The organism is Arcicella sp. BE140 (genome assembly GCF_031456255.1).
GTDB lineage: Bacteria > Bacteroidota > Bacteroidia > Cytophagales > Spirosomataceae > Arcicella > Arcicella aquatica.
Genome location: NZ_JAVDUE010000001.1, coordinates 498,771 through 522,268, shown reverse-complemented (window position 1 = coordinate 522,268; position 23,498 = coordinate 498,771). Strand labels below are relative to the sequence as shown.

19 protein-coding genes are annotated in these 23,498 nt (G+C 35.4%); 9 read left to right on the top strand and 10 right to left on the bottom strand.

Going from position 1 to position 23,498, the window contains the following annotated elements:
• Positions 1-661 precede the first annotated feature (661 nt).
• From J2Y60_RS02150 to J2Y60_RS02140, 3 genes are all read left to right on the top strand, one after another.
• A complete protein-coding gene (locus tag J2Y60_RS02150; protein WP_309912207.1) occupies positions 662-1,846 on the top strand; it encodes an ATP-binding protein in 1,185 nt (394 codons plus the stop codon).
• A gap of 60 nt (positions 1,847-1,906) precedes the next feature.
• Entirely contained in the window at positions 1,907-3,415 is a 1,509-nt protein-coding gene (locus tag J2Y60_RS02145) for a glycosyltransferase family 39 protein (protein WP_309912208.1), read from the top strand.
• Between the two features lie 68 nt (positions 3,416-3,483).
• The gene (locus J2Y60_RS02140) at positions 3,484-4,632 is read left to right on the top strand and encodes an acyltransferase (protein WP_309912209.1); all 1,149 of its coding nucleotides are present in this window, start codon (positions 3,484-3,486) and stop codon (positions 4,630-4,632) included.
• Between the two features lie 69 nt (positions 4,633-4,701).
• Here the strand turns inward: J2Y60_RS02140 and J2Y60_RS02135 are convergent, their stop codons facing one another.
• Positions 4,702-5,037: a helix-turn-helix transcriptional regulator gene (locus J2Y60_RS02135; protein ID WP_309912211.1), complete on the bottom strand. Its 336-nt coding sequence runs from the start codon at positions 5,035-5,037 to the stop codon at positions 4,702-4,704.
• 228 nt (positions 5,038-5,265) lie between these two features.
• Between J2Y60_RS02135 and J2Y60_RS02130 the strand changes: the two genes are divergently transcribed.
• Positions 5,266-5,517 (top strand): hypothetical protein, encoded by a 252-nt coding sequence (locus J2Y60_RS02130; RefSeq protein WP_309912213.1) that lies wholly within the window; start codon positions 5,266-5,268, stop codon positions 5,515-5,517.
• A gap of 223 nt (positions 5,518-5,740) precedes the next feature.
• Here the strand turns inward: J2Y60_RS02130 and J2Y60_RS02125 are convergent, their stop codons facing one another.
• Together J2Y60_RS02125 and J2Y60_RS02120 are read right to left on the bottom strand one after the other, a co-directional pair.
• Positions 5,741-6,937 carry a nucleoside permease gene (locus tag J2Y60_RS02125; RefSeq protein ID WP_309912214.1) on the bottom strand — a complete coding sequence of 399 codons (1,197 nt, stop codon included), beginning with the start codon at positions 6,935-6,937 and terminating at the stop codon, positions 5,741-5,743.
• A gap of 346 nt (positions 6,938-7,283) precedes the next feature.
• On the bottom strand, positions 7,284-10,670 hold the full coding sequence (locus J2Y60_RS02120) for a PAS domain S-box protein (RefSeq protein WP_309912215.1): 3,387 nt from the start codon (positions 10,668-10,670) through the stop codon (positions 7,284-7,286).
• Positions 10,671-10,814: 144 nt separating this feature from the next.
• Between J2Y60_RS02120 and rsmA the strand changes: the two genes are divergently transcribed.
• From rsmA to J2Y60_RS02095, 5 genes are read left to right on the top strand one after another with little or no spacing between them, the layout of a single operon-like run.
• Complete coding sequence (gene rsmA, locus J2Y60_RS02115) at positions 10,815-11,597, top strand: 16S rRNA (adenine(1518)-N(6)/adenine(1519)-N(6))-dimethyltransferase RsmA (RefSeq protein WP_309912217.1); 783 nt, start codon at positions 10,815-10,817, stop codon at positions 11,595-11,597.
• A 50-nt stretch (positions 11,598-11,647) separates the two neighbouring features.
• Positions 11,648-13,030 (top strand): magnesium transporter, encoded by a 1,383-nt coding sequence (gene mgtE, locus J2Y60_RS02110; RefSeq protein WP_309912219.1) that lies wholly within the window; start codon positions 11,648-11,650, stop codon positions 13,028-13,030.
• A gap of 3 nt (positions 13,031-13,033) precedes the next feature.
• Positions 13,034-13,486 (top strand): D-aminoacyl-tRNA deacylase, encoded by a 453-nt coding sequence (gene dtd, locus J2Y60_RS02105; RefSeq protein WP_309912221.1) that lies wholly within the window; start codon positions 13,034-13,036, stop codon positions 13,484-13,486.
• A gap of 10 nt (positions 13,487-13,496) precedes the next feature.
• Positions 13,497-13,817, top strand: a complete 321-nt coding sequence (locus J2Y60_RS02100) for a hypothetical protein (RefSeq protein WP_309912222.1) — start codon at positions 13,497-13,499, stop codon at positions 13,815-13,817.
• The gene (locus tag J2Y60_RS02095; protein WP_309912223.1) at positions 13,814-14,140 is read left to right on the top strand and encodes a nucleotide pyrophosphohydrolase; all 327 of its coding nucleotides are present in this window, start codon (positions 13,814-13,816) and stop codon (positions 14,138-14,140) included. Before J2Y60_RS02100 ends, J2Y60_RS02095 begins: the two co-directional genes overlap by 4 nt.
• A 181-nt stretch (positions 14,141-14,321) precedes the next feature.
• Here the strand turns inward: J2Y60_RS02095 and J2Y60_RS02090 are convergent, their stop codons facing one another.
• The 7 genes from J2Y60_RS02090 to J2Y60_RS02060 all read right to left on the bottom strand — a co-directional run bounded on the left by J2Y60_RS02090 (position 14,322) and on the right by J2Y60_RS02060 (position 23,461).
• On the bottom strand, positions 14,322-15,113 hold the full coding sequence (locus J2Y60_RS02090; protein WP_309912225.1) for a hypothetical protein: 792 nt from the start codon (positions 15,111-15,113) through the stop codon (positions 14,322-14,324).
• 89 nt (positions 15,114-15,202) lie between these two features.
• Positions 15,203-16,603 (bottom strand): dihydrolipoyl dehydrogenase, encoded by a 1,401-nt coding sequence (gene lpdA, locus J2Y60_RS02085; RefSeq protein ID WP_309912226.1) that lies wholly within the window; start codon positions 16,601-16,603, stop codon positions 15,203-15,205.
• A gap of 86 nt (positions 16,604-16,689) precedes the next feature.
• On the bottom strand, positions 16,690-16,902 hold the full coding sequence (locus J2Y60_RS02080) for a DUF4177 domain-containing protein (protein ID WP_309912228.1): 213 nt from the start codon (positions 16,900-16,902) through the stop codon (positions 16,690-16,692).
• Between the two features lie 72 nt (positions 16,903-16,974).
• Positions 16,975-18,540 (bottom strand): 2-oxoglutarate dehydrogenase complex dihydrolipoyllysine-residue succinyltransferase, encoded by a 1,566-nt coding sequence (gene odhB, locus J2Y60_RS02075; RefSeq protein WP_309912230.1) that lies wholly within the window; start codon positions 18,538-18,540, stop codon positions 16,975-16,977.
• Positions 18,541-18,755: 215 nt separating this feature from the next.
• A complete protein-coding gene (locus J2Y60_RS02070) occupies positions 18,756-21,503 on the bottom strand; it encodes a 2-oxoglutarate dehydrogenase E1 component (protein WP_309912233.1) in 2,748 nt (915 codons plus the stop codon).
• A gap of 307 nt (positions 21,504-21,810) precedes the next feature.
• Positions 21,811-22,752: a PorP/SprF family type IX secretion system membrane protein gene (locus J2Y60_RS02065; protein WP_309912235.1), complete on the bottom strand. Its 942-nt coding sequence runs from the start codon at positions 22,750-22,752 to the stop codon at positions 21,811-21,813.
• A 61-nt stretch (positions 22,753-22,813) separates the two neighbouring features.
• Complete coding sequence (locus J2Y60_RS02060; RefSeq protein ID WP_309912237.1) at positions 22,814-23,461, bottom strand: Pr6Pr family membrane protein; 648 nt, start codon at positions 23,459-23,461, stop codon at positions 22,814-22,816.
• Positions 23,462-23,498 lie beyond the last annotated feature (37 nt).

Sequence of the window (23,498 nt, the reverse complement as noted above, 5' to 3'; positions counted from 1 at the left end):
CTGATTTAATCTTAGATATTATTTAAATTTCTTCAAGTCTGATTAAGCAGATTAATATTTTTGAAGAAGATTTTGCAAAGTTAATTCAATTGTTAAAATAATGCATGATTTTGTTAAAACAGTTAAAGAACTATTAAATCGTGGGTTTGTAGTGAATAAAGATTAGACTTATTTTGATAAAAACATTTTTATCAAAATTGAGTAGATTAAAAAGTTTGATATTACAATCGAGCAAAAAAATATGGCGAACCTCAGAAAGACTCGCCATACTGCCACTAACACACCAAAATATAGACTTATACCTTTAAAAAAGAGAACAAATCTTATTTCTTAAGAGTACTTACGTAAAAAGTGAGGAAAAGGATTCGTCAAACTATTTTTTTTTAAATATTTTTTTCATGACGCTACAATTTCTAATTGCCCTTTTTTTAAAAACCTCTATATCAATATTGTATTATTTCAATCTTACTATGAAGCTGTTTTATTAACAGGGTTTGCCATAGGCAATTATCGTTAAGAGGAATGTTTTCTTATCAAACAATTAGCTCAATGAGCCGCACTTTATCGTTTATTTTTAAAAAATAAAGCAGTAGATTTGACGTTAGGGAAAAGGAAAAAACTAATTGCCTAATATTAAAATCGCTTATTTAGCATATTATTTATGATCTTATCTGTAGATATTTATAGCCGTAATACTTGGTGGAAAGTAGCCTTCTTAGGGTTTTGCTTGATTGTCGGTATATTTTCTTTATACTTTACTGACAAAATCGTTTCTAAGCTTGAAGAACGTGAAAAACAGCAAATAGAATTATATGCTGAATCGCTGAAATATGCCATGACCAGCGACCCGAATCAGGATGTAAATTTTTTCTTTGAGAAAATAAAAAAATCGAATGAGAATAATACCATTCCTATCATTCATAAAGATGGAAACGGATATTTAACAGCTAGAAACATAGAAATGCCCGAGGGCTTAAGCTCTAAAGCACAGCAAACATTTTTACAGCAAAAACTAGAGGAAATCATCAGAGACGACAACCCACCTATCGAGCTCGACATGACCCTCCACACCGAATATATTTATTATGGCAATTCTCGTTTATTAGATTTGCTTCGTTACTACCCCCTTTTTCAATTAGCAGTAGTATTAGTCTTTGGCTTAGCAGCCTACCTGTTTTTTGATGCCTCGAGGCGTTCAGAACAAAATCAAGTTTGGGTAGGTTTGGCGAAAGAAACTGCTCATCAATTAGGTACTCCCCTTTCTTCTCTTACAGCATGGGTTGAATATTTCAAAAATGACCCAACTTATGACCCCGAAATCGTTAAGGAATTAGAAAAAGACGTTATCCGATTAGATATTATCACAACTCGTTTTTCAAACATTGGGTCTATTCCAGTATTAAAACCAGAAAACATCATCGAAACAATAGAGACCTTTATGTCGTATTTGCAAAAAAGGATTTCTACAAAAATTATTTTTTCATTTGATAATCAACTTAACGAAAAACAAACCGTTAATATCAATCGCTACTTATTTGAATGGGTAATCGAAAATATTTGTAAGAATGCCGTTGATGCCATGGGGGGCGTTGGCTCTTTAAAAATCACCTTATCTGAAACCAAAAACAATAAAATTGCCATCGACATTAGCGATAGTGGCAAAGGTATTTCTAAACAAAATGTCAGCAAGGTGTTTAATCCAGGCTTTAGTACTAAAAAAAGAGGTTGGGGCTTAGGGTTAACGTTGGCAAAACGTATTATTGAAATATACCATGATGGTAAATTATTTGTAAAACATTCAGAATTAAATAAAGGTACTACATTCAGAATTTTGCTTGATGCTTAATCAGCTTTCTTTTTGCTCTTAAAATGTCTAATTTTGCACGACAATTTAGGCAATTACATTATGCAACAATACTTAGATGCTTTAAATCTTAAGAAGATATTACTTATTGGTCTCTTTTTCAGGGTATTATCTATTATTTTTTCTAAAGGATATGCTTTTACAGACGACCATTATGAAGTAGTTGTGCTTGCACAAAATTTGCTCGACAAAATTGACTCTCCCTTTACACAAGATTTTTTAGTAAATGGTGAAGCCTATCTGTTCAGTTTAATATATCCCTATATCCATTATTTGATTTTTGCTACTTGTGAATGGTTTGGTACAACCAATCCAGAAACAAAAATGTTATTCGCAAGAATCGTCAATAGCCTTTTCTCGTTATTAAGTATTTATTATGGTTATAAACTGACGGAACGCCTAAGTAACCGAAAAAATGATGCAAAAATCGTTGGGCTATTGTTAGCTGTATTTTGGGTATTCCCATTTATGTCGGTTAGAAATCTAAGAGAATTTGTTTGTATTCCTCCTTTATTGATTGCCTGTTATTATGCTGTCAAACCAAAATTAGATAACAAATCTGTTCTCTGGGCAGCTTTTTGGTTTGTCATCGCTTTTGTATTCCGTTATCAAATTGTATTTATTCCTTTTACAATTGGTTTAACTTGGCTGTTGACTAAAAATCAATGGCAAAAAGCCATACTATTTGGATTCGGATGCATCCTTTTTTATTTACTCACGCAAGGAATTTTTGATTATGTATATTGGGGCAGTCCTATTGCTTCTATCAAAGCTTATTTCACGTTCAATGCTGATGCAAAAAATATTGAGATTTACCCTAATGGTCCTTGGCATAGGTATATCGGAACAATGGCGGGTTTAACTTTGGCCTTATCGTCATTAATGTTTTTTGCGGGTTATTTCAAAACAGCCACCCAAGCTGGCAATAGACGAATGTTGTTTTTGGCTTCGTTATTTTTCTTTGCTTTTCACTCTTATTATCCTAATAAACAAGAAAGATTCATCCTGCCTTTTATTCCTTTCTTCTTGATATTGGGGGTAATCGGCTTCAGAGACATTTACGAAACATTGCAAAACAAAGCATGGTTCAGGAATACGACTAAGGTACTGGTCTATTGGTTTATTGTCCTCAACACTGTTTTACTTTGTATTCTTTCGGTAACCTACACTAAACGTTCGAGGGTAGAAAGTATGAACTATTTCAGAGAAAAAGGTGATCTTCAGAATTTTGTTGTGCAAAACTTTCAGGCTTCGCAACCAGTGGCTATCTTTTATTTAAACAGACGATTAGACTATTACGATATAGATACTCCTAAAAAACTAGAAGAGTTGCCAAACGAGCTTAAATCGGGTAAAAAGGCATATCCCAACTATTTAATTTTAGTGGGCTCGGCAGATTTGGAAGCAAGGCTTGCGATGATGAAAAAAATATTCCCCAACTTACAGCACGATACTGACATAGAACCAAGTTTTATAGATAACATTGCTTACGTTTTAAATCCTTCACACAATCATAACGAGACTTGGTTTATATATAAAATAGTTCGATAGTACTTTTCAAAAATACTTGGACTCAACTATACTTACATTATTAAAACTAATCAATCTTAAAGCAAATAATGCAAAAATCTCATCAATCAGTTTATTTCCCTAATTTAAATGGAGTTCGATTTATTGCCGCTTTTTCAGTACTCATCCATCATACAGAACAAATAAAATATTTGATGGGTCTTGAAAATTTTTATGATTTCTTTATCTTAAAAAATATGGGGAAGTTGGGCGTAGGTTTATTTTTTGTATTAAGTGGCTTTTTGATTACCTACCTTTTGTTGAGTGAAAAAAATAGAAGAGGGGACATTTCTACGAAGGATTTTTATATCAGGCGAATCCTGAGAATTTGGCCATTGTATTATATCATAGTATTGTTAGCGTTTTTTGTTTTTCCAGAATTTTCTTTTTTCTATGGCCCTCTGGGAAATGACTTTAATTATGATGCTAATTTTTATAAAAGACTTCCTTTCTTTTTACTTTTCCTTCCCAATGTAGGTTTTGTATTTTATAGAGCACCCTATTTATGTGCCCAAACTTGGTCTATAGGTATTGAAGAACAATTTTATGCCATTTGGCCATGGATTATTAAAAGGAAAAATCCTTTTAAATCATTTTTAATCGTAGTAGCAGTATTTGTAGCAATAGTAGGGAGTACGTCTTTCTATTTTCTAAAGTTGAGTGATTTACCAGAAGCGACCAAGGCTAAGATTTATGAAAACCTAGCCCTATTTTTTAGTCAGTTTAGAATACTAACAATGGTAATTGGAGGGATTGGAGCCTATTTAGTGTTTAGTAAACAAGAAAAGATTTTATCTTTCTTATTTAAAAAGAGTACTCAAATTATCGTTTACACGATAACAGTATTGATAATTGGGTCAAATGTCTATATTCCGGGTTTCAATCTCGAATTTCATGGCTTTTTCTTTTGCTATTTCATTATCAATGTAGCCGCAAACCCTAATACGATCCTAAACCTAGAAACCCCAATTATTCATTACTTAGGTAAAATTTCTTACGGTATTTATATCTACCATTCAGCCGTTATTGTATTCTGTATCAATGCTATACATTACTTTTTGGGGAATAACCTGAGCCTTCCTGTTTTTAACGTCATTCTATACACGTCAGCCATCGGTTTAACCGTCCTTGTGTGTGACTTATCCTTCCGCTTTATAGAAACGCCATTATTACGTTTGAAAGAAAGATTCAACCGATAAATATTTGATAATCAGAATATTTTGTTAAACTAATATTCTGATTATCAATCATTATGCCCCAACATTGAGCTAGTTTTCTCTAGGAGTATTTTGCATCAATAATTTACTTTGTAGCTCTATAATTTGTTTTTGCATTTCAATGACATCATCAGCTTTCAATGCAACATAGCCAGCTTCTGATTCTTGCACGACAGACATCGAAGGAATATCTGTTTCACCTGTTAAATAAGCAACTTTTACATTCAATGTTTCCGCCATTCTTTTCAACTGAGAATACTTTGCATCGTTTCTATTTAAAATAGCATGTAAAGTAGCTTCCGTAATTTTTGATTGAGTCGCTAATTGTAATAACGTCATTCCTTTTTCTACAATTAGTACTCTTACTCTGTCCTCAATTCTTTTCATTTCTGTGCTGGGTAAATAATCTAATTCTCAAGAAGTATTAGTATTTATCTTTAATAATTAAAGTTGATTTATTGTGATTTATTTAATGTAAATTTTGAGTTATACTCATATAACTATAGCTTTGCATTATCAAATTATTGATAATTAATACATAAAATCGACCTAGTGCCTAACAAATTATGTCTAACAAAATTTGTAGGGTACAAATATAAACGCTCTGACATTCGTATGCCACCAAATGACCTAAAAAAAACATCCGAATTACTTAAATGCCGGATAAAAGCTTGCAAAGATTCTTTACCGAATAATTGGAGGCAAAGAATTATCATTATCGCACCTGAGTATGATAGTTTAAAGGGTGCAAGATTAATGGATAATGTTTACAAACTCCGTTCTTCTGACTTACGCCTTACAGAGCTAATTGAAAAAATTGTAGAAGAGATTAATCAAAAAAAGGGGCAAAATCCTAAAAAAATATAGTTTTGATAAAGAAGAGAACAGATTAGTGATGGACAATAAAAATTAATTTTGTCACATTTTAAGTATAAACGCTTATTACTAGAAATTGTTTTCAGAATCTTATATTATTTATATTTCATTATCATTAATTTGTGCTAATGATGTTTTTAAGATATAATTATTCAAAAGATTTATCTAGTAATAAGCATTTTCTAGGACTATTAAAATTAGTAATTAAAATCTTTTATTCCACTAATTTTTCTGTTTTTTTGTCGTGAAAAAATATCACAAATAGAATTAATACTACGGCAGCAATACCGGCAGGTACCATCCATACAGAAGTCCAATCGTGGACATTATCAGTAGTATATTTTGTCAATACTTTTCCAGAAAGAAACGAGCCGATTCCCATTCCGACACCATACGTAGCTAATGTAATTAACCCTTGTGCCGAGTTCTTGATTTTATCACCCGCTTTGTTATCTGTATAAATTTGACCTGTAACAAAGAAGAAATCATAACAAACACCATGCAATACAATTGCTAAATATAAAAGCCATTCTGATGAAATACCATCGCCATAACCAAAACAGATAAATCTGATAATCCAAGCGATAAGACCAACGATTAACATCTTTTTAATACCAAACTTTTGTAAAGCAAAAGGAATCAAAAGCATAAATAACACCTCAGAAACTTGTCCTAAAGACATCTTGTTCTCTACGTTAGTCATGTGTGATTCAGTAAGTGATAAATTCGCATGAGCATAATAAAATGCTAATGGAATACATACTAAAACCGATGATATAAAGAATATTAAGAAAGATCTATCTTTAAAAAGTACAAACGAGTCTGTACCTAATATTTGCGAAACAGAGGCTGTGCCAGTAGCTTTTGGAGGCGTATTTGGCAAAGTAAAAGCATAAATTCCCCAAGCAATAGAGGTAAACATCGCAATTTGGAAAATCGTTACTTTATCCCCAATCTCATATGCACCAATAATATTGGTTACTACAATCCAAGCAATCGTGCCCAATACTCTGATTGGAGGGAATTCTTTACCTGGGTCTTTCATCTGATTCATCGCAATCGAACTAGACAATGCCAAATTTGGTGCGAAAGTCAAGGTATAAGCTAAAATGTACCAAAAGAAAGTATCTGCATCTTTGTTTTGAATTAAGAAATATAAAATAACGGCTCCTAATAAATTCAAAACACCCATTACTTTTTGTGCCGAAAAGAATCTGTCAGCAATCAATCCCACGAAAAAAGGGGCAAAAATTGAAGCAATTGAAAAAGTAGCGTAGGCACTTCCTATTTGATCACCATTAGCATGTAATGACGTAAATAAATACTTACCCATTTGACCGTACCAAGCTCCCCATGTACTAAACATCAGGAACATCATAAACATAAGTTGAATTCTAGTAGTTAATCGCATATTTTGTTTTAGATAAAGTAAGAAAAGCCTAAAATTGAAGATTTTCAAGCAAGTAATTTAATTCATAAATTTATAAATTCTGTCATGGCTAACCCTAAAAATACAAACTAGAATGCTAAATAATTAAAAGACAATTAATTATCTAGCATTGTGTTTTTCTGATATTTTAAAAAATTTGAAAATATCAGAAAACATGTTTTAATTTTGCCTAACTTTTTTGAATTACAGGAAGGTCATTTTCTGACTTTTTTCATCAACAAAATAATTATCTGATAAAATTCTATAGCGAATAGTAGTGGTTAAAACACACATTATAGGTACAATGCCGTAAGCATTGTACCTTTTTTTATAACTTCTTATAGGCTTCTTTAAATGCTTCAAACTCATCTTGTAAAATCAAGATTTCCTTCTCAAAAAATCTAAAATCGCAGTGTTTGGCTTTTTCTTCAATAATTCTTGTTATCTCGTGTAAACGAGACGCCCCTAATGTTCCCGAATTACCTTTCAACGTATGAAGTTCGCTTTGTACCTGTTTGCAATTGCTTGAATGAAATCCTTCAATAGCAAGCTGAATCTGTTCGGTGGCTTCTTCTTCAAAACCCTCCAGAATAGAACTCACGAAGCTCATATCTCCGCCAACACTATTGGCAAGCTGTTTGATAATTTCTTGATCAAGCACAGGCAGTGAATCTAGTGAGATTTCAGCAGGGGGATTTACTTTTTCAGTTGATTTATCATCTGCTACTGAGGTTATCTCAGCTTTCATTGAACCTGCCGTATTAATTGTTTTAATAGGGTTCTTTTTGTGATTGTTCCCTCTTTCAACCCATTCCCTGACTTTTCTTACCAATATTTCAGCCCTGATTGGTTTAGGAACATAATCATTCATCCCGTTGGCCATAAAACGGTCACGGTCTTCGCGCATGGCATAAGCCGTCATGGCAATAATCGGTGGCAGGTTATCTGATAATGCTCTTAATCGATGAGTGGTCTCTACACCATCCATTTCAGGCATCTGAATATCCATGAATATTACGTCAAACGGTTTTTCTACTAATGATTTTTCTACCAAAGCAATGGCTTTTTTACCCGAATCGGCTGTAATTACTTCACACCCAGCTTTGCGCATGATTTCGCTTGCCACTTTTCGGTTTGTTGCATTATCATCTACTAGTAAAATATAAGGCGTGATATCACTAAAATGACCTACAACTTGGAATGCTACTTCGTCTTTTTTAGCCATCATTGGGCTAATATCCGTTTGCTTGATTTCGATGATAAACCAAAAAGTAGAACCTTTGCCCCAGTCTGAATAAACGCCTATTTCACCCTTCATCAAACGACAAAGCTCTTTTGAAATGGCTAATCCTAAGCCTGTACCACCAAAAGATTTTTTAGTAGAATTATCCACTTGTTGAAACGCATTGAAAAGCATTTTCAGGTTTTCTTCTGTAATACCAATCCCAGAATCTTTTATCTCAACACGTATTCTATTAAACTTACCTCTTTTTTGCACCAGATTTACCTTGATATTTACGGTTCCATTCTCGGTAAATTTCAAAGCATTGGAAGTAAGATTGGACAAAATCTGTAAAAGACGTGTTTCATCCGCAATCACAAACTCTGGCAAATTCTCGCCAAATTCGCAGATAATTCTATTGCCTTTATTGGCTGCAATCTGTGAGAAAAGTGCTTGTAATCTATCAAAAACATCTTTGAAAACAATTGGTGCTTCATGCAAAGCCATTTTCCCTGCTTCAATTTTAGCTAAATCTAAAATATCATTTAGGATATGTAAGAGTGTTTCTGATGATTTCTTAATGGTTTGAACATAGTCTTTTTGTTCTATATCCAGTGCAGTATCGTTCAATAAGTCTATCATCCCGATGACACCGTTCATGGGTGTCCTAATCTCGTGGCTCATATTGGCCAAAAACCGCTCTTTTACTTTTAACGAACGTTCCGCTTCATCTTTTGCCTTAACAATGTCTTGTTGGTATTTCTTTAAATCGGTTATATCTCGCCCTATCCCCGATACCTCCTCAATCATACCATTATTTAAGAAAATTGGATTAAGATAAATTTCTATCCAATTCGGGTTACCATCTTCCGAATCTAGCTTTACTTCAAAATGCTGTTGCTCACCTCTAAATGCGGCTTTATATTTTTCTTCTAATACCCTCCTATCCGCCGCAGAAACCATTCTAAAACCAACTTTCTCTGTACTCAACATCAATTGTGGCTTTAGATTTAATTGGTTTTCTATCAATTGAGAATATTCCTTATTGAAAGATGTTAACAACATCTTACGATTCACCGACCACATTAAGTGTGAACTACCTTCAATAATAGCGTTCAATCGAGCTGTTTCACGAGCCAAAATATCTTCTGCCTGCTTACGGGCAATAGCTAGTGCTACCTGACCAGAGATAAAGTCAAGTAACTCTAAATCTCGTTGTTCATATTTATTCTGACGTTCATACGATTTTAAGCCAATGATTCCCGTTACTTTATTCCCTATTCTCAGAGGCACGCAAATCATCACTTTGGGTACTACACCATATAAATAAATTGTTTTGTCTTCAGCCAATTTAAAAATGTCATCATCCCTTAAAATTAAAGGTCTGTTGGCTGCAATGGCATATTCTGTTAGTCCATTCCCCAACTTTCGTTTGGTAAAATTCACTCGACTATCAAAATATTCATCGACATAATAAGGGAAATATAAGAACGATTTTGCAGAATCGTATTGTGCGATAAAGAAGTTTTTTACGTCTATTACCTCTCCTAATTCTTTATGAATATTGACATATAAATCATCCAAATTGGTAGAACGAATCGTTGCTTGTGCAATACTTGCATATAGCTTTGATGCTCGCTCAGCCCTTACTTTAGCCGTTGAATTATGAAAAATACAGCGAAAAGCAGTAGGTACGTCTTTCTCAAAACGACAGTTAACCGAACCTGCTAAATAAAGTCGGCGACCATCTTTTCTTCTAAAAACTACCTCAAAATCAGGAATATTGACACCATTTTTTACCTTCTCAAATTTCTCAAGGGCATCTTTGGCAAAGTCTGGGTGAAGAATATCTTTTAACCTTAAAGCGGCTAATTCGTTCGACTCATAGCCCATGGTTTCTAACCATGACTTATTTACATACAAAAATCGCCCAGAAATACTCGTGATTTGAATTACGTCGGTAGTATTCGTGATTAAATCTTGTAACTGAGCATTAGAACGTGCTAAAGCTTCGGCTACTTTTCTACGTTCAGTAACATCTTCACCAATGATTGTTAAGTACCTTGTATCATCACCCGCATCATTGAAAATGGTAGAATTCAGTTCAACGTATTTTACTTGCCCACTCTTTGCAAGCATTGTTCTTTCTTTTTGGTCAAACAATCCACCTTTTTCCATGGCATCTTGAAAAGAGGTTATCCTTTGCACCTTCTCTTCACTTGGCACCAATACATCAAAAAAGTTTTTACCAATCAATTCATCTGGCTGATAACCTAACATCCTCATAGAAAAGGCATTACAGTACAATATCGTACCATTATCCTCCAGCACCATCCCTACTAAATTAAGATTCTCTACAGCCTTTTCTAATTCAGCAGCCATTGAGGGCGGCATTTCGCCTGCTCTTTCATTGGCTTCTAATACTCTTAATTCTTTTTTGAGGTGACGAATTTCTATGATTAATTCTTCTTTTGTTTTATGAGACCAACGCATAGCTTTTGTTCTTGGTTATTTTCCTTTTCGATTTTAACGAAATTTTATCTTAAAAGTACAAAAAACGGCGTAATTTTAAGGAATAAAAGCAATTCATTAGTCTTTTTGACATTATTTAACATCCAAAAACCAACGACAGAATCATTGAAAGACGTAAGAGCTAAAAAAAGTCTAGGACAACATTTTCTAAGAGATTTAGAGGCAGCAAGAAAAATTGTAGAGCTGATGTCACTTCATGGGGGCTATGACCAAGTGATGGAAATTGGACCAGGAATGGGCGTACTTACTCAATTTTTATTACAACATACAGAATATCAAACTTCGGTAGTTGAACTAGACCGTGAGTCGGTGGAATACCTCAATATACATTATCCACAATTGAAGGGAAGAATCCATTCAGCCGATTTTTTACATCAGGATTTATCGACCTTCTTCAATGGTCAAAAATTCGGCATTGTGGGCAATTTTCCATATAATATTTCTTCACAGATTTTATTTAAAGTCCTCGACTATAAAGATTATGTACCAGAAATCGCTGGTATGTTTCAGAAAGAAGTAGCCGTAAGGATTGCTTCAAAGCCTGGCAACAAAGATTATGGTATTTTAAGTGTCCTCTTACAGGCATTTTATGATATTGAGTACTGCTTTTCGTTGGGGCCTGAAGTATTTTCACCACCACCAAAAGTAAATTCTGGCGTAATTCGCCTAAAAAGAAATAATGTATCGGATTTGGGCGTATCCGAAAGTAAATTTAAGGCTATTGTAAAAATGGGGTTTAATCAGCGTCGTAAAACACTAAGAAATGCCTTGAGAGCCTTACAATTACCTGAAAATCCGTTTTTAAATAAACGTGCAGAGCAATTATCTGTAGCCGATTTTCTTGAACTAACTCGGCTAGCCGAAGATAATGCTCCGATTATTGAGTAAAATCCTCTAACTATTTAGTCCATCCAAATAATTGCTGGGGCTACAAAATCATGGAATCGACAAATCAACAACCTTTTGAACTTACTCCTTTTGAACTCACAAAGGAATACTTAGAAAAAATACAGACTGCCATCTCAGAGCATGAAAATGAGTTAATCATCGCTGAAATGGGAGAGTTATATCCAGCAGATATAACTAATATTTTGTATGAGTTGAACGGTGAAGAGTCTCATTATTTAGTAAAGTTATTAGACAAAAAATTAGGTGCTGAAATCATCACTAATCTTGATGCTGATGATCGCAAGAAATTCCTCAAGAATTTTACAGCAAAGGAAATTGCGGAATACATTGACGTGTTGGATTCAGATGACGCCGTTGATATTCTGAACGAACAACCTAAAGATATTTCCGAAGATATTATCGGTTTGTTGAAAGACAGAGAGCAAGCTCGTTTTGTGAACGATTTGATGCACTATGACGAAGACTCTGCGGGTGGTTTGATGCAAAAAGAGTTAATCAAAATCAACATAAAGCAGTCAATCACTGAATGTATTGAAGAAATAAGAAGACAAGCCGAGGATGTAGAAAACGTATCTGCCGTCTATGTGGTTGATGATGAAAGTATTCTATTAGGCAGAGTATCTTTAAAAAGAATAATTCTTGCTAAAAGAGGGGCCAAAGTATCGGATATATATGATGAAGATATTGTTTCTGTAAAAACTACCGCCACAGGCGAAGAGGTTGCCGATGTAATGCAGAAATACGATTTGGATGCTGTGCCAGTTGTAAATATTCAAGGACGTTTGCTAGGAAGAATTACCATTGATGACGTGGTCGATTTTATTACTGAGTCTGCTCAAGAGGATGTTCAAGCGATGACTGGTATCTCGGAAGACGTAGAAGAAGACGATAGCGTTTGGCTATTGGTGCGTTCTCGTTTGCCTTGGTTAATTGCAGGTATGTTCGGGAGCTTTATTGCAGCAAAACTCATTGATACACTTGGTAATATTATTGAAATCACAGCCGCCGTAGCTGCCTTTATTCCTTTAATTGGTTCAACAGGTGGAAACGTAGGAATCCAATCCTCTTCACTGATTGTACAAAGTTTAGCCGATAAATCTGGTATCGATATTCCTTTAAGGGAACGTCTGTGGAAGGTTTTAAAAGTAGCTTTATTAAATGCTTTTATCGCTGGTGTAGTAGCTTTTATAGGTTCATTAGCAGTAGATGGCGCCAATGTTCATTTATCCCTTACGGTATCTTTATCATTATTTGCAGTTGTTTTATTGGCATCATTCATGGGTACAATTACTCCTTTGGTACTGAATAAATTTGAGATTAATCCAGCCATTGCTTCGGGGCCATTTATCACCACCACCAACGACCTTTTAGGCTATGGCATTTATTTATTAATTGTTTTTTTCTTGATGTAGATTATGATTGCAGTTATACAAAGAGTTGCTGAGGCTTCGGTAAAAATAGAGGGGAATATAAAAGGGAGTATCCAAACTGGCTTTTTGATATTATTAGGGATTACTCATGCAGATACTTTGGAAGACGTAGAATGGCTTTCTAAGAAAATTGTTGGCATGAGAATTTTCTCTGATGAAGAAGGAAAAATGAATCTTGACCTAAATACTATAAATGGTGATATTTTGCTAATTAGTCAATTTACATTACACGCTAGTACTAAAAAGGGTAACAGACCAAGTTTTATTGAGGCGGCTCGTCCAGAGGTTGCTATTCCTTTGTACGAACAAATGATACAACAGTTATCGAAAGATTTAGGCAAAAATATACAAACAGGCGAATTCGGGGCAGATATGAAAGTATCGCTTATCAATGATGGTCCTGTTACAATTGTGATAGATTCCAAGCATAAAATTTAGTCTTTTTAAAATGATACGCAATACTATTGTAACGATTGCTGCCACTTTGGTGATTATAGCAGTAAATCTGAATGCTGATGTAGTACATTGGCCTCTTTTTGTTATCCTACTTTCGGCTTTAGTAATTGGTTACTTAGAACCCAAAAAAGGTTGGATTTCGGCGATTCAATTAATAGTCGGAATTTTTGCTGGTTTTTATCTTGCCCAGTTTTTAGGAATAGAAGCAAAATTTCCTAATATCAATCAATTCTCTACTTATATTTCACCTCTTCCTTGTTTGTTTGGAGGTTTTATGGGTAGTTTTTTCAGTAAAACACTGCATCAAAAATGACTATCGAAGAAGCACAAAACACGGTTGATAATTGGATAAAAACCATTGGCGTTCGTTATTTCAATGAACTGACCAATATGGCAATGCTTACGGAAGAGGTAGGCGAAGTAGCAAGAATAATTGCTCGTAGATATGGAGAACAGTCTGAAAAGGAATCAGACAAGGCTAAAGATTTAGGGGATGAAATGGCGGATGTATTGTTCGTGTTAATATGTCTGGCGAATCAAACAGGTATCAATTTGACAGAAGCTTTACAAAAAAACCTAGACAAGAAAACAAAACGTGATGCTACTCGGCATTTGGAGAATGAGAAGCTTAAATAGCGGTCAGCTATGAGCCTTCAGCTTTGAGAAGTGAGCTTTGAGATATAATTTCTATTAGGGTGCGACTTAAGTCGCACCCTAATAGAAAGGGAAGATTAATACTATAAGATAACTATTCGGTATTGTGCACATTCAAAAGCTCAAAGCTCACTTCTCAAAGCTAAAAGCTAAAAGCTTACCCCTACTTCTTCATCTGCTTAGCTTCTACTTCTTTTACCATTTTTTGTCCTTGGTCTTTTGTGATTGCTGGTTTAATAAAAACAGAAATTTGGTCAACAGAAGGGTTCAACTTGGTGATAGACGAATGCAAAACATCAAATTCCATCTCGCCTGAAATAGCATTAAATTCCTGCGGAGTCAATCCTCCATTATCATCTGAAAAATCATTAAAGCGAACATTGATATTTTTACCCGCGAGCTTTCCTCCTTCCCAACTTACTACGCTTCCTCCTAAATCCCATCCAAAGCCAGTAATTGTAAACGTTTTGCCATTTAACTGAACAATTTCAGCTAGTTTCATCCCTAAATGAATGCCATTTTTTGAACTCCAAGGCGAACTAAAATCTGTTTTCTCATCTTTCGTATAACGCACTCGTATCATTACATCCTGAATCTGCTGATATTCCTTGCCGTCTTTCCAATAAACTTCTACTTCTTTTTCAGTATCAGGATAAAGCTTTGTTATTTTAAACTGTCCTTCGCCAGTTTCTACTATTACGTCTTTCTTGACATTCTCTGCTGCATACTTTTTAGTAAGCCCCTCAAAATTCACACAAGCTAAAATATCCTCTAAATATAGTTCTTGAATGGTATCTGGTCTTGCAATAATTTTTGAATGTCGCTTAGCATTTGTACTCGAATCTATCTTACTATCTTCGTTTTTCTTTTGGCTACAGCCATTCAGACACACCATTGAAATAAAAATTATTGAAATTCTCACTAAAGTAAAAAAACTTACAAACGGTTTTTCCATGATTATTATTGGTTTATTTCCCAAAGCTAATAAAAAAGGCTTGGAGGGACAACCCTCCAAGCCTTTGATTTTTATCATTTATTCTTAGATTAAGAATGAATTGCACGGTTTTCAGTCGCTGCTAAACAAGCTTCTTTCATCGCCTCGGTATAAGTTGGGTGCGAGTGAGACATTCTTGCTACGTCTTCTGCACTAGCACGATATTCCATGGCTACTACAGCCTCGGCAATCATATCCGCTGCTCTTGCGCCAATGATGTGTACGCCTAATATTTCGTCAGTAGCCTTATCAGCTAATACTTTCACTAAGCCGTCAGTATCACCAGATGCCGTAGCACGACCTAACGCTTTGAATGGGAACGAACCTACTTTATAAGCCTTTCCAGCCGTTTTCAATTCTTCTTCAGTTTTACCTACAGAAGCTACTTCTGGCCAAGTATATACAACGCCTGGAATCAAATTATAGTTGATGTGTGGTTTTTGTCCTGCAATAGTCTCTGCTACAAAAACACCTTCTTCTTCCGCTTTGTGTGCTAACATTGCTCCACGAATCACATCACCAATCGCATAGATTCCTGGTACTTTTGTTTGCAAAGTATGCTCATCTACTTCAATCTTACCACGCTCAGTTGTTAAACCTGCTGCTTCAAGATTCAAGCCATCAGTATATGGACGGCGACCGATACAAACCAACACATAGTCGCCTGTAATTTGTACGTCTTCGTCTTTACTATTTTTAGCTGTTACCGTTACATCGTCTCCATTGTTTACAACACTCGTAACTTTATGAGAGAAATAATACTCAGCACCTAATTTCTTAATCGATTTTTGTAATTCTTTACCCATCGTTTTATCCATCGTAGGAATCATCGAATCAGCAAATTCAACAAAACTTACTTTAGCACCCAAGCGAGCATACACCGAACCTAACTCTGCTCCGATTACCCCAGCACCAATTACTACAAGATGTTTTGGAACTTCTTGTAAGTTCAAGGCTTCCGTTGAAGTAATTACTCTCTTTTTATCAATAGGAATAAAAGGCAATGCTGTTGGTTTAGAACCCGTAGCAATAATAATATTTTTACCCGTAATCTGTTCAGAAGTACCGTCAGCCTTAGCAACATTAATGGTGTTTTTGTCAACGAATGACCCTAAACCATTATGAACAGTAATCTTGTTTTTCTTCATCAAGAAATTAATCCCGTCATTCATTTTCTTCACAACACCTGCCTTACGGTTAATCATTTGCTCGATATTAATTTTTGGAGCAGAGATTTCGATACCGTGGTCAGCAAAAGTATGCGCTGCATTATGAAAATGCTCTGAAGAATCTAAAAGAGCTTTTGAAGGAATACAACCTACATTAAGGCAAGTACCTCCCAAAACTGAATATTTCTCAATGATGGCAGTCTTGTTGCCTAATTGTGCGGCACGGATTGCAGCTACATAGCCACCCGGCCCAGAACCGATTACTATTACGTCGTATTGCATATTATTAACTTTTGGCATTCAGTGATTAGCTGTTGGCCATCAGGTTTTATTACTTAAATTGATTTTTGATTAACAAGAAAAAGCATTTAGTACAGTACTGTTCTTTTATAAGTTATTACTATTTGAACAGTAGTTCCTTTTACTACAACAGGAATAATACTAACAAGTTCCCATCCGTTTCTAGCTGCTTTATTAAGTGTTTCTGCAAGAAACTTTTCGTCAATTTCTTCTAATTCATCCCATTCTGGTTCTTCACTATTGATAGAAATACTATAGGTCGAATATTCGTAGTTAGACATTGAGTAGAAAAAGATTATATATTATTAAATCAATTGAGACACTTTAAGGTGTCTCAATTGATTTATAAAATGCTATACATCTAACAATAGACGTGTTGGGTCTTCAAGAAGTTGTTTTACTCTTACTAAGAATGAAACTGATTCTCTACCGTCGATAATTCTGTGGTCATAAGAAAGAGCAATGTACATAATCGGACGAACTACAATCTGTCCACCAACTACAACAGCACGTTCTACGATATTGTGCATCCCTAAAATAGCTGATTGAGGAGCATTGATAATTGGCGTTGATAACATCGAACCAAATACACCACCGTTAGTAATCGTAAATGTTCCACCAGTCATTTCTGGTAAAGTCAATTTATTATCTCTTGCTTTTACAGCCAAACGAATTACTTCTGACTCAATACCTGCTAAAGATAATTGTTCTGCATTTCTGATAACAGGAACTACTAAACCTTTTGGAGCAGAAACCGCAATTGAAATATCGCAATAATCATGGAAAACGATTGAGTCTCCATCAATTGAAGCATTCACTGCTGGGAATTCTTTTAAAGCTACACAAACTGCTTTGGTAAAGAATGACATAAAGCCTAAACCAACACCGTGTTTCTCTTTGAATTTATCTTTGTATTTGCCACGAAGATCCATGATTGGTTTCATGTCTACTTCGTTGAAAGTAGTTAACATCGCTGTTTCGTTTTTCACTTGAACCAAACGACGGGCTACTGTCTTACGTAAAGAAGTCATTTTCTCCGTTCTTTCTCCTCTACCTGACGTTGATGGAGCTGCTACTGGAGCTGGCTCAGACGCTTTAGCAGGAGCAGGCGTTGGCACAGCTACTGGTTTTTGTGCTGATTGTGCATCTTCTTTCGTAATACGTCCACCTACACCAGAACCTTGAACATTTGCTGGGTCGATACCTTTTTCTGCTAATGCTTTAGCTGCCGCTGGCGAAGCATGGCCTGCTGCATAACTAGTAGCTGATGCGCTTGAAGCTGGTGCTTCTGGTGCAGTAGGAGCTGCCGTTGGTGCAGAAGTCGCTACAGCCTGACCAGCACCTATAGTGATAGTGGCTACTATTCCACCGATTGGCAAGGTAGTACCTGCTTCGGCTACAATATGTAATGTTCCTGTTGCTTCAGCAGGAAGTTCAAAAGTTGCTTTATCTGATTCTAGTTCACATAATACTTCGTCCATGTTTACTGAATCTCCTTCTTTTTTGTTCCATGAAGAAACCGTTACTTCTGTAATTGATTCTCCGACGGCAGGAACTTTAATTTCAATCGTTTTTGGAGCTTCTGTATTAGCTACTGGTGCTTGAGCTGGAGCAGAAGGTGCAGGCGCATTTGCTTCTTGAGTAGCTGGAGCAGGCTCTGCTGGAGCAGGAGCAACTTGTCCCCCTACTGTTTCAATAATACATATAACAGCACCAATCGGTAAAGTATCACCTTCTTTAGCAACGATTTTCAAGACGCCTTCAGCTTCGGCTGGGAGTTCAAAAGTGGCTTTGTCTGATTCTAGTTCACACAAAACTTCATCCATTTTAACAGTATCTCCGTCTTTTTTATTCCAAGCGGCGATAGTTACCTCTGTTATTGACTCGCCTACTGGCGGTACTTTCATTTCAATTGCCATATTCTGAATTTATAATTTAGAATTTAGATTTTAGAATTGATGATATCTCTAAAAACCAAAACTATATGATTAAAATACTTAGTTACTATAATTTAAGTTGATTGATGAATTACAAGCGTTGTCTCTAAAACTTGTTTAATCTAAAACACTGGTAACCCTATGAATTAATAAAAGTTGGTTACCCATTCAAGCATGAGTAACCAACAAATTTATTTTTACGCGAATGCTCTTTCTATTAATGCAGCTTGTTCTTCATTATGAACTTTTAAGAAACCTGTTGCAGGCGAAGCTGATTTTTTACGTGCTACTAAGCCTTCAAATGGTTTCCAGCCAAATTCGCGAATAACGAATGACCAATATCCCATGTTTTCTGGTTCTTCTTGTACCCAGTACACTTTTGCTTTAGGATATTTATCTATCTCTGCCTGAACTTTTGTAGTAGGGAATGGTTGTAATTGCTCTACACGAATGATGGCTACATCTGTACGGTTATCTTTAGCTTGTTTGTCTAACAAATCAAAATAAACTTTACCGCTACAAAGCAATACTTTCTTCACTTTTTTTGCTTCTACAAAAGTATCTCCATAAACTTCTTCAAATTTCCCATCTGTAAAATCACTGATTGGTGAAACTACTTTTGGATGACGGAACAATGATTTTGGAGACATCATCACCAATGGCTTACGGAATTCCCAAGCTAATTGACGACGCAAAGCATGGAAAAGGTTAGCTGGCGTAGTAAGGTTTGTTACTACTATATTCTCTTCGGCTGCTAATTGTAAATATCTTTCTGGACGAGCGTTTGAATGCTCAGGTCCTTGACCTTCATAACCATGTGGTAACTGCATTACCAAACCATTCATTGTTCCCCATTTAGACTCACAAGAAGCAATAAATTGGTCAATCATTGTTTGGGCACCATTTGAGAAATCCCCAAACTGAGCTTCCCAAATAACCAATGTATCAGGGTTTGCTAAAGCATAACCAAACTCAAAACCCAATACTGCATATTCTGACAATAATGAGTTAAAAATTTGTAATTGCTCTTGTCCTTCCTCAATATAATTTAAAGAAGTATATGATTCATTGGTATTGGCATCATGTAAAACAGCATGACGGTGCGAGAACGTTCCGCGCTGTACATCCTGTCCTGATACTCTTACGGGTTTGCCTTCCAACAATAACGAACCGTAAGCCAATGCTTCAGCAGTTGCCCAGTTCAATATACCATTTTCAAAGAATCCCTTTCTATCTGCTAATACTTTTTCAATTTGCTTCAAGGCTGTAAAACCAGCAGGCAATTTTGAAAGCGATGCAGCAATTTTATCGATAGCTTCTTTTGAAATACTTGTTTTCGGAGAATTATCAAAATCTGCTAGATTAGCATAACGTAATTCAGCCCAACGGTTATCCAATTTTAAAGGATGGTATTCAGGACGAATTTTTTGTTTTACTAAATCTAAACGAGCTTGTAATTCACTCTTGAACTCAGAATCCATCTCTGAAGCCAATTTTGCATCGATATCACCCCTAGCAATCAATTTCTGAGTATATAACTCTCTTGGATTTAAGTGATTCGTAATATTTGCATAAAGTGTTGGCTGAGTAAAGCGAGGTTCGTCAGATTCGTTATGGCCATTTCTACGGTAACAAACCATATCAATAAACACATCACGGTTGAATTGTTGACGGAATTCTGCGGCCATTTTAGATACAAAAACTACCGCTTCAGGGTCATCACCATTTACGTGGAATACAGGTGCATCAATGATTTTAGCAACGTCTGTACAATAGATTGACGAACGAGCATCTTCAAAGTCTGTTGTAAACCCTACTTGGTTATTAATCACAAAGTGGATAGTTCCACCTACTTCGTAACCTTTTAGCTTTGCCATTTGGGTTACTTCATAAACAATACCCTGACCAGCAACGGCGGCATCACCATGAATCAAAATTGGCAAAATTTTATCGTAATCTCCTTCGTAGTGAGCATCTGCTCTAGCACGACAAAAACCTTCTACCAAAGGATTTACAGCCTCAAGGTGTGAAGGGTTTGGAGCTAATTTCAAAGAAATTTCAACACCCGACGGAGAAATATGTTTTGAAGAATATCCTAAGTGATATTTCACGTCACCATCGCCATGAATTTGGTCAGGAAGATTACCTTCAAAACCATCAAAAATAGCATCGTAAGACTTGTGCATAATGTTGGCAAGCACATTCAAACGACCACGGTGTGCCATCCCTATCATGGCTTCTTTCACGCCTAATTCTGCTGAACGGTTGATGATAGCATCCAATGCAGGAATCGTACTCTCGCCACCTTCCAAACCAAAACGTTTTTGACCTAAGTATTTGGTTCCCAAGAAGTTCTCGAAAACTACTGCTTCGTTCAGTTTTGTTAAGATTTGTTTCTTTTCATCAATAGAAGGATTGAACGATAAGGCTTCTCTTTCGATTTTAGTACGTAGCCATTCTTTCACTTCTGGCTCACGGATATATGCATATTCAAAACCGATAGAACCTGCATAAATCTTATTAAGCGATTCTAGTATCTTACGTAAAGAAACAGCACCGATGCCTAAGAAATTTCCAGCTTGAAAATTAGTATCTAAATCAGCTTCTGAAAGAGAATAATCTTTCAAATCTAAACGGGGCTGACGGTTTTTTCGATTACGAATCGGATTGGTTTTTGCTAGAAGGTGTCCACGAGAACGAAAGGCTTTAATTAAACTAATTACAGCCATTTCTTTCTGAACGTTTGAAGTATCAGGCGAAGAAATGCCTTCACTTTTTATACCATTGGCCACCCCTTCAGAGTCACTCCAATTTGCGTGAAAATCAAAACCTTTGAAAAAGTTTTGCCAACTTGTATCTACCGAATTAGGGTCTTTTGAATATGACTCATAAAGGTCAGAAATCGCTGCCGTATCAGCATTGGCAATGTATGAAAATTGATCCATTATAATGTGACGTAACCAGAATTGGGACTATCGTTATTTGTTTCTTTTTTGTTCTTATTCTATTCTAACGGCAAAGTTAAGCTAAGCTTTCAAATTAAAACATAAAAATTATTTGTTTTTTATTGAAAGAATGCCAAATTTATATAGCACAGCTTTTAATGATTCTAAAAGGGTACGTTTCTTTACAAAGTACAATAATAACTTCAAAAGTTAATTATTTTATACTATTGGTTAAGCTTTTTTAGGTTTTCGATATATTCCAGTGCTTTTATAGATAATAAACGCTCGTTTAGATAGCAAGATTATTTCAGAAATATCTAAAAACACCCGATTTACCATTGCCTGAATCAAATTCATAGCGTAACATTATCTGATGAAAGCCTTCTTTAGCCCCGACTGCCCCATTTGAATTACCCGTAAAGTCATAAGCATATCCAAGCTGAATTTTACTGAATTGAATTTGTAAAGAGCCTAAAAAAGCATTATTTGAAAATTCAGACCCTGTATTTTGATACCACACTCCTAATCCAAAACGCTTATTAATCCATGCTGTTGCATTAAGGTCAACATCTGTTCGGGTAGTATAGTTGTTTGAAAGCCTTCTGACAAGTATCCCCGTCTTCAACTGAAGGTCATCATCGATATCAAAAACATATCCTGCTGTAATAAACGAAGGTTGGTTGAATTCATTTTTATTGGCATTCAAATTCAATAAAGAAATACCTGCGTAATAATCATCATTATGGTAATAAATCCCCAAGCCAACACTTGAATTAAATCCTGTCGTACCAACACCTCCACCACTTGATGAGATATATGCGGGCACTTGCGTAACACCAGCCTGTACGCCTAATGCTAATTTGCCGTCATTGGGTAAGGTAAAACGATAGGCGAAGTCTCCGTATAATCCTAAGTTTCCTATAATACCGCCTGTATTGTTACCAATCAATTGATCAGCACTGTATGCTTGAAAACCTATCGCCATTTTATCTTGAGCAATGGGCATATCAAAATTGAAATACTGTTGATTAGTAGCGGCCGCACCTACTGTACTAAATAACGGGCGACGGCGATACAGTACTGCCATACTTACTACCTCGCGACTGCCCGCATAAGCTGGATTTACATTCAGCGGCATCAACGGATAGGTAATATATAATTGTTCTTGTTGAGCAAAACTCACAAAAGAGCATAACAATGAACCAAGGAAAACAAGATTTAGTAATATACGATGGATGACGTTTTTCATAGATGAAATATTTTGGGGCGAAGTTACAAAAAGCCTGATTACAATGTTTCTATCATACTACTTATTTCAAGGCTACATTTCTAGTCATTAGCTTACCAATGCCTATAAATAGGAAAGAAACCATTATAAAGACGAGGGTTATAAAGGAGGCATTGATAATTACTTTCAGATAGCCAAGCTGAATAACATTAAAAAATGGATATGGATAGAAACCCGAGAAAGCTCCGCTTAATAAAATAAAAATCATATAGAGGAAAGGAAAAATTAACCAAGGTAGAAAATCACTCCATTGGAGTTCGTCTTTCTTGACATATACGAGCCAATAGATAAAAAAAATTAGAGGTATAATTAAATGGAGTAATTCGTCTGCAACCCTCAATAAGCCTTCTGGATGCCATATAAAGCGTAGTATCGTATTATAAATTATGCTGACAATAACGATATAGACTGTGGTGGCTGTTAATGTCTTGGGAAGTGACAAAAAGTTTGTCAATGCAATATTTGGCTTTAACAATAATACTGTGGCACTCATTGAAACGAGGAGGTTGCTAAGGACAGTAAAATAGCTAAAAAACCTAATCGTTAATTCTGAAATATCTGCTTTTTTGTTTGTTATCAATAAATAATATTGGAGAATCAAGGCAAACCAGCCCAATAAAACTAAAAATATTAAAAATATCTTTTTTGACGGGATTCGCGAAATTTTCATACTGGAAAGATTAAGGCAATTTGTAATAACAACTTGA